11 protein-coding genes are annotated in these 14,245 nt (G+C 64.3%); 2 read left to right on the top strand and 9 right to left on the bottom strand.

The features are described from left to right. Positions 1 to 170: 170 nt before the first annotated feature. Positions 171 to 710: an FKBP-type peptidyl-prolyl cis-trans isomerase gene (locus tag ACEOAC_RS08240; RefSeq protein ID WP_006462695.1), complete on the top strand. Its 540-nt coding sequence runs from the start codon at positions 171 to 173 to the stop codon at positions 708 to 710. Between the two features lie 134 nt (positions 711 to 844). Here the strand turns inward: ACEOAC_RS08240 and ACEOAC_RS08245 are convergent, their stop codons facing one another. From ACEOAC_RS08245 to ACEOAC_RS08270, 6 genes are all read right to left on the bottom strand, one after another. Then, positions 845 to 1,786, bottom strand: coding sequence for a hypothetical protein (locus tag ACEOAC_RS08245; RefSeq protein WP_413444592.1), 942 nt, complete (start codon positions 1,784 to 1,786; stop codon positions 845 to 847). Between the two features lie 43 nt (positions 1,787 to 1,829). Continuing rightward, positions 1,830 to 4,517, bottom strand: coding sequence for a DNA mismatch repair protein MutS (gene mutS, locus ACEOAC_RS08250; RefSeq protein WP_413628782.1), 2,688 nt, complete (start codon positions 4,515 to 4,517; stop codon positions 1,830 to 1,832). 250 nt (positions 4,518 to 4,767) lie between these two features. Then, a complete protein-coding gene (locus ACEOAC_RS08255; protein WP_077236351.1) occupies positions 4,768 to 5,775 on the bottom strand; it encodes a zinc-dependent alcohol dehydrogenase family protein in 1,008 nt (335 codons plus the stop codon). A 159-nt stretch (positions 5,776 to 5,934) separates the two neighbouring features. Next, positions 5,935 to 7,530: a DHA2 family efflux MFS transporter permease subunit gene (locus ACEOAC_RS08260; protein WP_241813235.1), complete on the bottom strand. Its 1,596-nt coding sequence runs from the start codon at positions 7,528 to 7,530 to the stop codon at positions 5,935 to 5,937. Positions 7,531 to 7,560: 30 nt separating this feature from the next. Then, positions 7,561 to 8,796, bottom strand: a complete 1,236-nt coding sequence (locus ACEOAC_RS08265; RefSeq protein WP_413628783.1) for an HlyD family efflux transporter periplasmic adaptor subunit — start codon at positions 8,794 to 8,796, stop codon at positions 7,561 to 7,563. Between the two features lie 5 nt (positions 8,797 to 8,801). Further along, positions 8,802 to 10,355 carry an efflux transporter outer membrane subunit gene (locus ACEOAC_RS08270; RefSeq protein WP_413443768.1) on the bottom strand — a complete coding sequence of 518 codons (1,554 nt, stop codon included), beginning with the start codon at positions 10,353 to 10,355 and terminating at the stop codon, positions 8,802 to 8,804. Between the two features lie 255 nt (positions 10,356 to 10,610). On the opposite strand from ACEOAC_RS08270, the gene ACEOAC_RS08275 reads away from it, so the two are divergent. Beyond that, positions 10,611 to 11,213 carry a TetR/AcrR family transcriptional regulator gene (locus tag ACEOAC_RS08275; RefSeq protein WP_039877242.1) on the top strand — a complete coding sequence of 201 codons (603 nt, stop codon included), beginning with the start codon at positions 10,611 to 10,613 and terminating at the stop codon, positions 11,211 to 11,213. A 10-nt stretch (positions 11,214 to 11,223) separates the two neighbouring features. On the opposite strand, the gene ACEOAC_RS08280 is transcribed toward ACEOAC_RS08275, so the two are convergent. The 3 genes from ACEOAC_RS08280 to guaD all read right to left on the bottom strand — a co-directional run bounded on the left by ACEOAC_RS08280 (position 11,224) and on the right by guaD (position 14,120). Continuing rightward, the gene (locus tag ACEOAC_RS08280; protein WP_413443767.1) at positions 11,224 to 12,207 is read right to left on the bottom strand and encodes a type II TA system antitoxin MqsA family protein; all 984 of its coding nucleotides are present in this window, start codon (positions 12,205 to 12,207) and stop codon (positions 11,224 to 11,226) included. Next, entirely contained in the window at positions 12,207 to 12,602 is a 396-nt protein-coding gene (locus ACEOAC_RS08285; protein WP_413443766.1) for a hypothetical protein, read from the bottom strand. The genes ACEOAC_RS08280 and ACEOAC_RS08285 overlap by 1 nt, the downstream gene beginning before the upstream one ends. Positions 12,603 to 12,821: 219 nt before the next feature. Next, positions 12,822 to 14,120 (bottom strand): guanine deaminase, encoded by a 1,299-nt coding sequence (gene guaD / locus ACEOAC_RS08290; RefSeq protein ID WP_413443765.1) that lies wholly within the window; start codon positions 14,118 to 14,120, stop codon positions 12,822 to 12,824. Positions 14,121 to 14,245: the final 125 nt, after the last annotated feature.

Consider the following 14,245-nt stretch of genomic DNA (forward strand, 5'->3'; position numbering starts at 1 on the left):
TTTGATGCAGGTATAATTCCCGGGTCGAGAAACCGTTTGAAAGAGTCCTTGCCTCGCGGGAATGGCAAGGGGATGGTTCTTAGGCCCCAACCCGGGTGGCAGGTGTCCCGCGCGACCAGACCGCAATACCTGCCGCTCCCGCACCACTATCGATACAAAGGACCCTTACGATGAAGATCGCAAAGAATACCGTCGTTTCCGTCAACTACAAGCTGTCGGATGCCCAGAACAACCTGATCGAGCAGAGCAGCGAGCCGATGGTCTACCTGCACGGCGGTTACCAGAACACCCTGCCCAAGATCGAAGAAGCACTGGACGGCAAGGAAACCGGCTACAGCACCACCATCCAGGTCGAACCGGAAGATGCCTTCGGCGAATACGACTCCGAGCTGGTCAAGATCGAACCCGTCGAGCGTCTGCCGCAGCCGCTGGAAGTGGGCATGCAGTTCGAAGGTTCGCCCGACGACGACAGCGAAGAATCGGTCATCTTCACCGTCACCGAAGTGGCCGACGGCAAGGCCGTGCTGGATGGCAACCACCCGCTGGCCGGCATCGCCCTGCGCTTCGAGCTGAACGTGACCGAAGTGCGTGCCGCCTCCGAGGAAGAAGTCGCCCACGGCCACGTGCATGGCGCCCATGGTCATCATCACCACCATGATGAAGATGACGGCGAAGCCGGCGATCATTTCCGCAGCCAGCCGCTGAACTGATTGCTGAACGGATGGCTGCAGGGTGATCCAGGCAGCCGACGCTGAAGCAGCAGATCAAGCAAGAAAACACAACGCCCGCAGATTTATTCTGCGGGCGTTTGTTTTTTCTGCATCAAAAGGAAGGCGAGGCCCTTCTAGCGCCGTTCTCCATCAGCATCCGCGACGGCGAACAACTGCGGCAGGTGATCGTCCACCACAACCTTGAGCCAACGCTCCCCCACGCCCACATTGCCGAGGTTGCCCGTCCACAGGATGTGCGCTGCGGCCTTGGCCTTGGGCGCCTGCGCATGCACCACCAATACGCGGCCGGGGAACTTGCCGGCCAGTTCGGAGAACAGGCGCCGCGTCTCCGCAAAGCCGTCGCGCTGGGTGCGGAAGAAGGAGCGTCGCGGTGGCGGGCCAAAGGGGTTGCCGTCGCTGAAGAAGACGATGGCCGCGCTCTTCTTCAATGCCGCAAAGGCGAACAGGTGCTGCAGCCAGTTGCGGTTGGCGATCAGCCTGTCCTCGAACTCGTTGTTGCGGCCGCCGTCGAGCAGGAAATGATTGTTGCCGGCCGGCAGATTGACGGTGGCGAAGAGCACGTTGCCGACTTCCCAGCGGGTGTTTTCGGCATAGCTGCGGAACTTGGGCGTGAGCGACTGGCGCAACATCGGCAGGCGGGTGGCTCCCAGCGAGAATTCGCCGGCATAGAAGATGTCGCGCATGCGCGCCAGTCGTTCGATGGCATCCGAGCGGTTTTCGCGATCACGGCAGGTGATCCAGTCGCTGCCGGCCAGCGACAGGAAGATACCGTTCTGCGCCTGCGACAGCATCTCGTGACGCTGGCTGTAGAGATTGTCGTCGCAGCTTTCCGAGGGCGACTTGATGCCGTTGACCACCACGAAGGCCAGGTTGTCGGCATCGGTCTCGGCAATCTCGCGCCGCAGTTTTTCCTCGCCGGCACTGCCAGCCAGGGCATGATTGATGACGCCGAACGAGAAATCCTGCGGCGCCGCCCAGCCGCGACCGGCCACCAGGGCGGTGGCCACGGTCAGCAGGGTGTACAGCAGGATGCGTGGGACCGGGCGGCTCGTCATGCAGTCTCTCTGCGGTGGTAGGGGGCTGACCGGAGGCAGCCTCTTATTGAGCCCGGCTCAGGGCCTTGAGCTGATACAGCGCCTCCAGCGCCTGGCGCGGCGTGAGGGCGTCGGGGTCGATGCCGTCGAGCGATTGCAGCAGGGCCTGGGCCAGCGGATCGGGTTCGACCACCGCAAGGGCGTTGCGTTCAGCCAGGGCATCCTGTTGCTTCACGTCCGACTCCGATTCCATGAAGGCGGGCGCACTGAAGAGGTCAAACTGCGGCGTCGGTTGCATGGACTGGCTTTCCAGCGCCGACAGGTGCTTGCGGGCCGCGCGGATCACCGGCGCCGGTACGCCGGCCAGCTGCGCCACCTGCAGGCCGTAGCTCTGCGAGGCCGGGCCGCTTTGTACCGCGTGCAGGAAGACGATGCTGTCCTTGTGCTCCACCGCCGAGAGGTGGACGTTGGCCGCCGTGGGATGGATGTCCGGCAACTGCGTCAGTTCGAAATAGTGGGTGGCGAAGAGCGTAAAGCTGCGCGTCACGTCGATGAGGTGCTTGGCGATGGCCCAGGCCAGCGCCAGGCCGTCGAAGGTGGAGGTGCCGCGCCCGACTTCGTCCATCAGCACCAGCGAATGCTCGGTGGCGTTGTTGAGGATGGAGGCCGATTCGGTCATCTCCACCATGAAGGTCGAGCGCCCGCCGGCCAGGTCGTCGGCTGCGCCGATACGGGTGAAGATGCGGTCGATGGGGCCGATCACGGCACCGCTGGCCGGCACGAAGCTGCCCACGTAGGCCAGCAGCGTGATCAGCGCCACCTGGCGCATGAAGGTCGACTTACCGCCCATGTTGGGGCCGGTGATCAGCAGCAGCTTGCGCTCGGCCGCCAGCTGGCAGTCGTTGGCGATGAAGCGTTCGATCTGGTTTTCCACCACCGGGTGGCGGCCCTGCTCGATCTGGATGCAGGGTTCGTCCACCAGCTGCGGCGCGCACCAGTTGTTGCGCACGGCATGGTCGGCCAGGGCCACCAGGGTGTCGAGCTGGGCCAGCGCGTGGGCGATGGACTGCAGGCGCAGGATGTGCTCGCCCATGTCGTTGAGAAGCTGTTCATAGAGGAACTTCTCGCGCGACAGCGAGCGTTCCTGCGCCGACAGCGCCTTGTCCTCGAAGGCCTTGAGCTCGGGGATGATGTAACGTTCGGCATTCTTCAGCGTCTGGCGGCGGCGGTAGTCTTCCGGCACCTTGTCGGTCTGGCCGTGGGTGACTTCGATGTAGAAGCCATGCACCTTGTTGTATTCCACCCGCAGGTTGGCGATGCCGGTGCGTTCGCGCTCGCGGGCCTCCAGTTCCAGCAGGTACTGGCCGGCGTTTTCGGACAGGCCGCGCAGTTCATCGAGCTCGGCATCGAAGCCGCGTGCGATCACGCCGCCATCGCGCACCATGGCAGCCGGTTCCAGCATGATGGCGCGTTCCAGCAGGTCCAGGCATTCCACCGGCGTGGCCAGGTCTTCATGCAACTGGCCCAGGAGTGGTGCATCGGCGTCACGTCCGCACATTTCCACATAGGCACGCAGCGAGCCCAGTTGCTGCAGGCCGGCGCGCAGGCCGGCCAGGTCACGCGGACGGGCCGACAGCAGGGCGATGCGGGTGGTGATGCGTTCGATGTCGGGCACCGCCGCCAAGGTGGCCGACAGGCCCGAGCAGGCGTCGGTGCGCATCAGGGCATTGATGGCCGCATGGCGAGCCCGCGCCACCCGCTGGTCGCGCAGCGCGTGATGCAGCCAGTGGCGCAGCAGGCGCGAGCCCATGGCGGTGCGGCAGTGATCCAGCGTGGAGAACAGGGTGGGCGCCAGCGCATTGGCATCCTGTGCGCGGATGGTTTCGGTCAGTTCGAGGTTGCGGCGGGTGGCGGCGTCCAGGCCGATGAATTCGTTCTCGGATTCGACCGTCAGCGTGCGCACGTGCTGCAGGCCGCGCCCCTGGGTGGATTGCGCATAGCGCAGCAGCGCGCCGGCCGCGCAGATCGCCGGCCCCAGGCCATCGGCGCCAAAGCCGTGCAGGGTGGCCACGTTCAACTGTTCCAGCAGGGCCTTTTCTCCGCTGGGCTGGTCGAAATGCCAATCCGGCACCGTCACGGCACGGTTGGGCAGCAGCGGCTCGCACAGTTCCAGCTGGCCATCGGCCACCAGCACCTCGGCCGCCGAGATGCGTTCCAGTTCCTGCTTCACGCGGCCGTCCAGCAGGGCGGTCTCGACCGTGAATTCCATCATCTTCAGTGCGCCGCTGGCCATGGACAGCCAGGCCAGGCCCACCTGCATCTGCTTGCGTGACTTGGAGGGCAGCAATTGCATGGCCAGCAGGCAGCGTTCGGCCTTTTCGGGCAGCAGGTCAGAGTCGGTCAGGGTGCCGGGCGTGACCACCCGTACCACCTTGCGCTCCACCGGCCCCTTGCTGGTGGCGGGATCGCCGATCTGCTCGCAGATCGCCACCGACTCGCCCAGCTTGATCAGCCGCGCCAGGTATTGCTCCACCGAGTGGAAGGGCACACCGGCCATCTTGATCGGATTGCCGTTGGAGGAGCCGCGCTGGGTCAGGGTCACGCCCATCAGGCGCGAGGCCTTCTCGGCGTCGTCGAAGAACAGTTCGTAGAAATCGCCCATGCGGTAGAACACCAGCGTGTTGGGGTGATCTGCCTTGATGCGCAGGTACTGCTGCATCATCGGCGTGTGGGCGGCGAGGTCTTTGGTCATTGGTCACTCATGGCGATGCGAGGATCGCGTCTTGCAAGTTCGGGAAGGCGCTTGCCGTGCGGGCAGGTCCGGATCGGGCGGGATCGACGGGCCGGGGCTGACGGCAGGGAGTCCATCAGGCGGCCTGGCAGGCAGGTCGCCAGAAATCAAAAATGCGGACCGTGGTCCGCATGCTTGAGCCGGGATTGTACGCGCTTGGCCGGGTGCAGCCAAGCATGCGGGCGGGCAGTGACCGGATTGGCCGGTGGGTTCAGTCGAAGGAAATGACGATCTTGCCCGCATGTTCGCCCCGTTGCATGCGGGCAAAGCCTTCGGCCGCCCGCGCCAGCGGGAAGCTGGAGTCGATCAGGGGCTCGATGCGGTGCATGGTCATCATCCGGATCATGGCCTCCAGTGCGGCACGCGAGCCCACCACCACGCCCTGCATGCGGATCATGGGGCCGATCAGCTGGCGGATGTTGAGCGGAGTTTCCATGCCGCCGACGAAGCCGATGACACCCACAAAGCCATTGAAGCGCACCGCCGTGAGCGATTCGCCCAGGCTGCTGCCGGTGGTCTCGACCACGATATCCACGCCGCGCCCCGCGGTGGCGGCGCGCACGGCCTGGCCCCAGGCTGGGGTCTGGCGGTAGTTGATGACGGTGTCCACGCCCATGTCGCGCATCAATTGCGCCTTCTCGTCCGTCGAGGTCAGGCCGATCACCCGTGCGCCGGCGGCGCGGGCGAACTGGGCCGCGAACAGGGCCACTCCGCCGGTGCCTTGCACCAGCACGGTCTGGCCGGCCTGCAGGCCGCCTTGCTGCAGACAGGACCAGGCGGTCAGGGCGGCGATGGGCAGGGTGCTGGCCTGGGCGTCGGAGAGGTAATCCGGCGCGGCCACGGCGTCTTCGGCCGGCACCACCACGTAGTCCTGCAGCACGCCGGTCAGCGGCCCGCCCAGGCTGCCGCTGCTGCGTTGCTCGGGCGTGAGCGCGCCATCGCGCCAGCCCTGGAGATAGACCGGGATGACGCGATCACCAGGCTTGAAACGGGTGACATCCTCGCCCACGGCTTCGACCACCCCACAGGCATCCGAACAAGGGGTATAGGGCAATGGCAGGGAAGGCATGTAGCCGCCGCAGAGGATGGCGAGGTCGCGATAGTTCAGGCTGGCGGCCTTGACCTTGACCAGGATCTCGCCGCGTCGGGCTGTCGGGGTGGGCAGATCGACCAGGCTCAGACGGTCGATGGCGAAGGCGTCGGCTTGCAGGGCTCTCATGCGCACGGTCTCCTCGGAAGGTGAAGCAATGGGATGGCGCAGTCTAGCAAAATCGCTGCCGGCGTGTCGGAGCGCAAAAAAACAGGCGGCCACCGAAGTGGCCGCCTGCCCAGTCCGCAGGGGGTGGACGGACTGTGGGGGGAGGGGGAGCGGGTATCGTCAGTGCGCCGAGGAGGTATCGGCCACGCGGCTGGGTTTGGGCGCCAGCCACACTGCCAGGGCGGCCAGCGAGAAGGACACCGCCGCCATCATGAAGATGTGATTGGTGGCCAGCATCACCGCCTGGTTCTGTACCGTCTGTGCCAGCGAGGCGGTGGCCTGATCGGGGCTCATCCCCGCAGCCACCATGCTGTTGACGGCTTCGCCGCCGCGATCGACCAGGCCGGACAGTTCGGCATGGAAGAAGGTCGCATCGTTCTCCCAGCTGGTGTTGACGATGGAGGTGGCGATGGCGCCGGCCATGGTGCGGCAGAAACTCATCAAGCCAGCCGCCGAGGCGGTTTCTTCCTCATTGACGCTGGACAGCGCCAGACCGGTCAGCGGCACGAAGAACAGCGGCAGCCCGATGCCCTGCAGGAACAGCGGCCAGCCGATCTGGAAGAAGGACATGTCAGTCGTGTTGAAGGCGCGCAGGAAGGTGATGAAACCCAGCCAGGTCACACCGATGCACACCAGCTTGCGGGCATCGATGGTGGTGGACATCTTGGCCACCATGGGCGCCGTCATCACCGCCAGGATGCCGGTCAGCGCCGAGATGCAGCCCGACCAGGTGGCGGTATAGCCCATGTAGCCCTGCAGCCAGAGCGGCGTCAGCACCACCGAGCCGAAGAAGGCGCCAAAGGCCAGGCAGATGGTGGTCACGCTGGCCGTGAAGCCGCGATGACGGAATACCCGCAGGTCGACGATGGGGTTGCGTTCGGTCAGTTCCCAGATCAGGAATGCGATGAAAAACACCACCGCCGTCACCGCCAGCAGCACGATTTCCGTCGAGGCGAACCAGTCCTTTTCCTTGCCTTCATCCAGCATCAGCTGCAGCGCGGCGACCCACACCACCATCAGGATCAGGCCTACGCGATCGATCGGCAGCTTGAACATCTTGGTTTCAAAGCGCTTGAGCATGCGCCAGCCGAGGTAGCCGCAGATCAGGGCCACCGGCACGTTGATCCAGAAGATGTAGGGCCAGCTGTACTGGTCGCACAGCACGCCGCCCAGGATCGGGCCGGCGATCGGCGCTACCAGCGTGGTCATGGCCCACAGGCCTACCGCAGCTGGCGCCTTTTCCTTGGGGAAGATGCGCAGCAGCAGGGTCTGCGAGAGCGGCATCAGGGGGCCGCCAGCCAGGCCCTGCATCACGCGGAAGGCGATCAGCATGCCCAGCGAATTGGCCAGGCCGCACAGGGCCGAGAACAGCCCGAACATGACCATCGACAGGATGAAGACGCGCACCGTGCCGAAGCGGTTGGCCAGCCAGCCGGTCAGCGGCACCGTGATGGCTTCGGCCACCGCGTACGAGGTGATGACGTAGGTACCCTGGCTGGTGGAGGCGCCAAGCGCCCCGGCGATGGTCGATACCGAGACGTTGGCGATGGTGGTATCGAGCACGGCGATGAAGTTGGCCGCCGCCAGCAGGATGCCGGCACCGACCAGCTGGGCGCCGCTCAGTGGCGCTTCGAACAGCGCCGGCTGGGCGGTGGGAGGAGGTGTGGGCGGAGATGCGGGCGGCGAGCCGGCATCTGCGCTGAGTGTGGATGACATGGGAAACCTCGTCTTCTCGTGAGGCCCGCCTTACAGCGCGGCAGCCTTGGTCTCGGTGTTCTGCGCGGTCTTGGGCTGGGCGTCGCCGACCTGGATCTGGCCGCGGGTATCGATCTCCACCACCATCGACAGGCCCACCGACAGCGGGCGCTGCGCCAGTTCCTTGGGGTCCAGCGAGATGCGTACCGGCAGGCGCTGGACCACCTTGATCCAGTTGCCGGTGGCGTTCTGCGCCGGGATCACGGCAAAGGCCGAGCCGGTACCGCCGGAGAGGCCCGTGACCACGCCGTGGTATTCCACCGAGCCGCCATAGAGATCAGCCTTCATGGTCACCGGCTGGCCGATGCGCACCTTGGTCAATTGGCCTTCCTTGAAGTTGGCGTCCACGTGCATCTGCTGCAGCGGCACCACCGACAGCAGGGTGGCGCCACTCTGCACGCGCTGGCCGACCTGCACCTGGCGGCGGGCGATCACGCCGTCGACGGGGGCGCGCAGGACGGTTCGTTCCAGATCCAGCCGGGCCTGGTCGAGCTTGGCGCGGGCCAGTACCACTTCGGGGTTGTCTTCCACGGTGGTGTTGGCGGTCAGCACCGTGCTGGCCTTCTGCGCACCCTGGGTGGCCTTGATGTTGGCGCGTGATTGCACTTCAGCCGCTTCGGCTGCCTTCAGGTTGGCCTGGGCGGTCAGCAGGGCGGTGCGGGCGTTGCTCAATTCCTCGCCCGAGACCGAGCCCGACTTGGCCAGCGCTTCACGGCGCTGCAGGTCGATCTCGGCACGCTTGAGGTCGGCCTGGGCCGACAGCAACTGCGCACCGGCGCGCTTCTGCTCGGCTTCGCGGGCCAGCACCTGGGCCGCCCGGCCGGCGTCATTGGCGAAGAAGCCCTTGACCTTGCGCTCGGTGCGGTCCAGGTCGGCAGCGGCCTGGTCCACTGCCAGCCGGGCGTCGGCGTCGTCGATGCGCACCAGTACCTGGCCCTTCTTGACGGCCTGGGTATCGACCACATCCACGGCCGACACGATGCCGTTCACGGCCGGGGTGACGGTAGCGATCTCGGTGGCGGTGTAGGCATTGTCGGTCTCGACATAGCGCGAGCCGATCAGGTACCAGTAGGCGCCGTAGCCGACGGCCGCGATGGCGACCACGCCGCCGAAGATGGAGAAGAGCTTCTTGCGCTTTTGCGCGGCCGCGGCCTGGGTGGCGGCTTCATTGCGTTGCTTGGCGTCGTCGGCCAGGGTCTGGGTCGCTTGGGAATCGCTGTGGGACATGATGATCAACCTTTCGCTTGCGTATTTGGCATATCGGTATGGGGCGCGTCGGCGCTGTTCTGGCGGCTGCTGTCGTCGGTGGCGCGGTAGCCACCGCCGAGGGCGCGCACCAGCGCGACATCCAGGGTGAACATGCGCGAGCGCAGGTCGGAGAGCTGGCGCAGGTTGCTGATGAGCGTGTCCTGCGCATTGAGTACGTCGAGGTAGTTGGCCAGGCCGCCGTTGTAACGGTTGCTGACGATGCGATAGGCCTCCTCGGCCGCATCGGCGGCGGCTTGCACGTCGGCCAGTCGTCCGGCCAGGGCTTTTTCGCTCACGCCGACATCGGCCACGTCCTGCAGGGCCTGGGTGACGGCCTGGTCGTAGTTGGCCACGGCTTCGTCATAGCTGGCGCTGGCCGAGCGGAACTGTCCGCGCAGGCGACCGCCGTTGAAGATCGGTAGCGAGATCGCCGGGCCGACGCTGCCGATGTCCGAACCGCTGCGCGTGAGCATATCGATGCCCAGCGACTGGAAACCGAAGTAGGCCGTCAGGTTGACGTTGGGATAGAAGGCTGCGCGCGCCACCTTGATCTGCTTGCCGGCGGCTTCTGCACGCAGACGTGCGGCCACGATGTCGGGCCGGCGGCCCAGTAGTTCTACCGGCAGTTGCGCCGGCAGGGCGAAGGGCTTGGACAGGTCGATCTGCGGGCGGACCAGTTGCAGGCCACGATCCGGCCCGGCGCCCAGCAGCGCGGCCAGCTTGTTGCGCTGCAGGCCGATGGATTCGTCGGTGGCCTTCAGGTCGGCCTGGGCAATGGCGCGACGTGCTTCCATCTGCTTGACCGAACCGCGCGTTTCCAGGCCGTTGCCGAAACGCTGGTTGAACAGGTCCAGGCTTTCCACCCGCACCTTCAGGGCGGCTTCGTTGGTATCGCGCTGGGCGTAGAGCTGGGCCAGGTCGGCATAGGCCGAGGCAATCGAGGTGGCCAGCGTGATGCGAGCCTGGGCGGCATCGGCGCGGCTGGCTTCCAGTTCCGAGGTGGCCGAGGCCAGTGCGGCGCGGTTCTTGCCCCAGAAGTCGATCTCGTAGCTGAAGTCCAGGGTGGCGCGGGTTTCGTTGTTGTAATTCTTGGGGACGAAATCGGGCGGCACGCCATTGTTATAGGACTGCTTCATCCGGTCCAGCGAGGCATTGGCGCTGATCTGCGGATACAGCGCCGCACCTTGCTGCTGGGCCGCACCTTCGGCCTTCATCAGCCGCGCCTTGGCCACGGCCATGGAGGGCGCGCCTTGCAGGCCTTCGGCGATGAGCGCATCCAGTTGCGCGTCGCCATAGACCTTCCACCACTGGTCGTTGGGCCAGGCGGCCTGCACTGCGGTGGCCGCCAGCGTCTGGCTTGCTTGGTACTGCGCGATGGATTTGGGTTCGGCGCGTGGGCCGAGATCGGTGAAGGAGGCGCAGCCTGCCATGAGCGTTGCCGTCAGCACGGCGGCCGAGGCCGTCACGGCCCGCCGCCAGGGCTGAGGACGTCGCGGCGACGGCGAACGCTGACCGTGGAGAGATGAATTGTTATTCATGTTCGTGGAGTGTGGAGTGAACAACTGAAACAGAAATGCTTGGTTTTAAAACTGTACAGTTCAGTATAGTATTTGGTTTTGTGAATAGTCAAGACTCATTGCGATAAATTACTCGCCTTTGTGCGGCAAAGCCGCAACAGTGAATTTGGACGGGCAATTGATGTGAATCTGGCGGCTTTGGATGGCTTCTCCGCCTATAATTCGACATTGGCCGCAGCAAGCACCGCGATGCCGGCCGGCACCACAGGAAAATTCATGCGCAAGAAAAGTGAAGAACGCCGCCAGGCAATGATTGATATCGCTGCCGAGGTGTTCAACGAAATCGGTTTCGAAGCAGCCTCGATGGCGGAAATCTCGGCCCGGGTCGGCGGTTCCAAGGCCACGCTCTACAACTATTTCAACTCCAAGGAAGAAATCTTCGTGGAGGTGATGATGAAACAGGTGGGGTGCCAGTTCGAAGAACTGTTCATGGCCTTACGCAACGAAGACGATCTGAAAACCGGTTTATTGCGTCTGGCGACGCATTATTTGAGTGTGGTGTTCCGGCCCGAGGTGATTGCCGTCAAACGGTTGGCCTCGTATTACGCCGGCAAGTCCGATCTGGGCCCCATGCTCTACGAGCGCGGCCCGCGTCGTGGCTGGACCCGCATCGCCGAGTTCCTGAAGGTCAAGATGGACGAGGGCAAGCTGCATGGCGGCGATCCCTGGATCGCCGCCATGCAGTTCCGGGGCTTGATGGAGGCGGAATGGATGGAGATGCGCGTGCTCAACGTGGTCACCGACATCACGCCGCAACAGCAGCGCGAATCGGCCGAGCGGGCGGTCCAGGCATTCATCTACCTGTACCAGCCACGCTGAGGCGGGTAGCTCAGAAGCTCAATGCGGCCGCGTGCTGGTAGGCGATCGTCATGCCCATCGGTGTGGCGATCCAGGCCTGTTCCAGGTGGGAGGCTTCCGAGATATCGTTGGCCGTCATCCTGGCAAAGCGCTTCTTGATATCGAGCAGCAGGGCCAGTTCCTCTTCATCGAAGCAGTTCCGGTCCGACGCCAGCAGCGGCAGGACCTGTGTTCCCTCGGTGGTGCCTACCTTCACTTCCACCTGGCGAATCAGGCCACGTTGTTCCAGCAGCGAGAACAGCAGCCGGAACGCCGAGGGCACCGGTCCATACGGCAGGCGTTCATAGGCCAGTCCGGACAGGCTGCGTCCCCGTTGCTTATAGAAACTGAAGTCGCTGTAGAACAGCAGCTTGTTGAGTTTCGTGACGAAGACGCCTTCCGGTTCGCTCAGCAGCAGCACCAGTTGTCCCAGCTTCTCCAGGTGGATGCCCTCGGCCGGTGCACTACGCACGCTGGCCAGAAAGGCCTTTTCCAGCGCCTGGGCGGCGGCCTTCTTTTCGAGATCAGCCAGCAGGCGGGAACGCACCTGCGGTGCCAGGTCGGCGGCGGTGCGCACCAGTTCCATGGCGGTCTCGGCCGAGCGCATGGCCATGCGCATGGCCTTGTCATGGGCATCGGACTGCAGCTTGCCGTTCTCGTAGCGACTGACGGTGGCCACGCCCCAGCCGAGTACGGCCGCCAGTTCGACCTGGGACAGTCCGAGCGACTTGCGCCACGCCGTCAATTGCGCCGGCCGGACCATGCCGTGCTTGTCGCGATACAGATCGCGTGCCAGGGCCAGGCTGTCGTCCATCTCCATCGTCTGGAAACTTTCGCCGCAGCGCTGGCAGGCGAAGTAGTTCACCGGAACCTCGAAGGCTTCCTTGTTCACCGTGCGGATTTCGGTCGTACTCACGGCCTGTACCGTGCCTTCGCCGGCACAGTTGGGGCAGATATCGAAAAGCTTGTTGTCCATCAGACGCTCCATTGAACGGGGGGCTTGGAGAAGGGAAAGGTCATCGTCCTTTCAGGGGGATGGAAGGACATGCAGGTGGTCTTGCGGCCATCCTTGCTGACTGCCAGGCAGAGCTTGATGTACACCCGCCGTACTACCTGTTCCTCATCGACCCACTGGATGACGGCCTTGCCGAAGTGCCACACCCAACCCGCACCCCAGTCGTTCTGATTCGGGCCATAGCTGTAATCTTCCACGCGCAGTTGTCTGAACGCCATGATCACGTCGCGCATGTCGAAATCGAGTTCATCCAGGAAATCCAACGTCTTGCGCTGGCGCGAAAGGATGATTTCCTTCGGGTTGATGGCAGACAACTGGTTGAGAAAACCTTGGACCTGCAAGCGGGAGGCAGACATCGTATGGGCTCCAATATAAATCAATTGATAAGTTATTGGTTATTTCATATCAAATGATGTTGCTCAGTAGATACATTTGAGCTTTGGATGCTCCATCAATCAGCGTCCGTGTGGTCACGAAAAAGTTGGAAAAAGATAAAGAAAAAGGCAGACGCAAAAAAAGCCCGGCTCACCGCAAGGGCAAGCCGGGCCACACGATGGCGTGCTGACGTAAAGCGATCAGCGCTGATGCACCTTCACCCCCGCCGAATAGGTCGCGGCGATGGCGCGGTCGTCCCCCAGGATAGCCAGGGCGAACAACTGTTCTTCCAGGCTGTCGGTGGTCGCACTGCGGCGCGCCAGCAGGGGGGTGGCCTGTGGATCGAGGACGACGAAGTCGGCGTCACAGCCCGGCGTGAAGCTGCCGATGGTCCCCTCCAGTTGCAGGGCGCGTGCGCCACCCAGTGTCGCCAGGTAGAACATGCGCTGCGCCGGCAGATAGGTGCCGCCCATGCGGGCCACCTTGTACAGCTCGTTCATGGTCTGCAGCATCGAGAAGCTGGTGCCGCCACCGACATCGGTGGCCAGCGACAGCGGTACCCGTGCCGCGTCGGCGCGGGCAAAGTCGAACAGGCCACTGCCCAGGAACAGGTTGGACGTCGGGCACAAGGTCGCAGCCGACTGCGTGGCCGCCATGCGCGCGCGGTCCTGGTCGTCCAGCCAGATGCAGTGTGCATACAGGGCGCGCTGGCGCATGAGGCCATAGCCGTCATAGACATCCAGGTAGCTGCGCGCGTCGGGGTAGAGCTCCTTGACCCACTTCACTTCGTCGGTGTTCTCGGCCACATGGGTCTGGATATACGCATCCGGATACTGCGCCGCCAGTTCACCGGCCAGCTTCATCTGCGCATGCGTGGACGTCGGTGCGAAACGCACGGTGATGGCGTAATGCTGGCGTCCCTTGTTGTGCCAGCGCCGGATCAGCGCCTCGCTCTCGCGTACGCCGCTCTCGGCCGTGTCACGCAGGAAATCGGGCGCATTGCGGTCCATCAGGCATTTGCCGGCCACCATGCGCAGGTTGCGCGCATGGCTGGCGCTGAAGAAGGCATCCACCGACTGCGGATGCACGGTGCAATACACTGCCGCGCTGGTGGTGCCATTGCGCAGCAGTTCGCTCAGGAAGAAGTCGGCCACTTCGGCCGCATGCTCAGGCTGCTGGAAGCGACGTTCGGCCGGGAAGGTGTAGTTTTCCAGCCAGGGCAGCAGTCCCGGGGCGGGTGAACCGATGATGTCGGTCTGCGGGTAGTGGACGTGGGTATCGATGAAGCCGGGGCAGAGGATCTTGCCGCGCAGGTCCTCGGTGGCGGTGCCAGGCGGCAGGCTGGCGGCCAGCGCGGTGTAGTCGCCGGCGGCCTGGATCTTGCCGTCCTGGACCAGCAGCAGGCCGTCGCTGTGCCAGTGCGTGGCGTGTTCGTCGAAGGCGGGATCGTTGCTGAAGTACAGCAGGCTGGCGCGGTAGGCTTGCAGGGATGGGCTCATGGTATTTCCTCGTTGCAGGCGGCCTGGCGCGGATTGGGCGCAGACCGTCGATTCAATATTCATCATACTGGAAGGCACAGACGTGAAGATGCTTTCCGTACAGGGATAGGGGGGAATCGATGGGG

The sequence above is a fragment of the Herbaspirillum frisingense genome, from assembly GCF_047325095.1.
Taxonomy (GTDB): domain Bacteria; phylum Pseudomonadota; class Gammaproteobacteria; order Burkholderiales; family Burkholderiaceae_D; genus Herbaspirillum; species Herbaspirillum frisingense.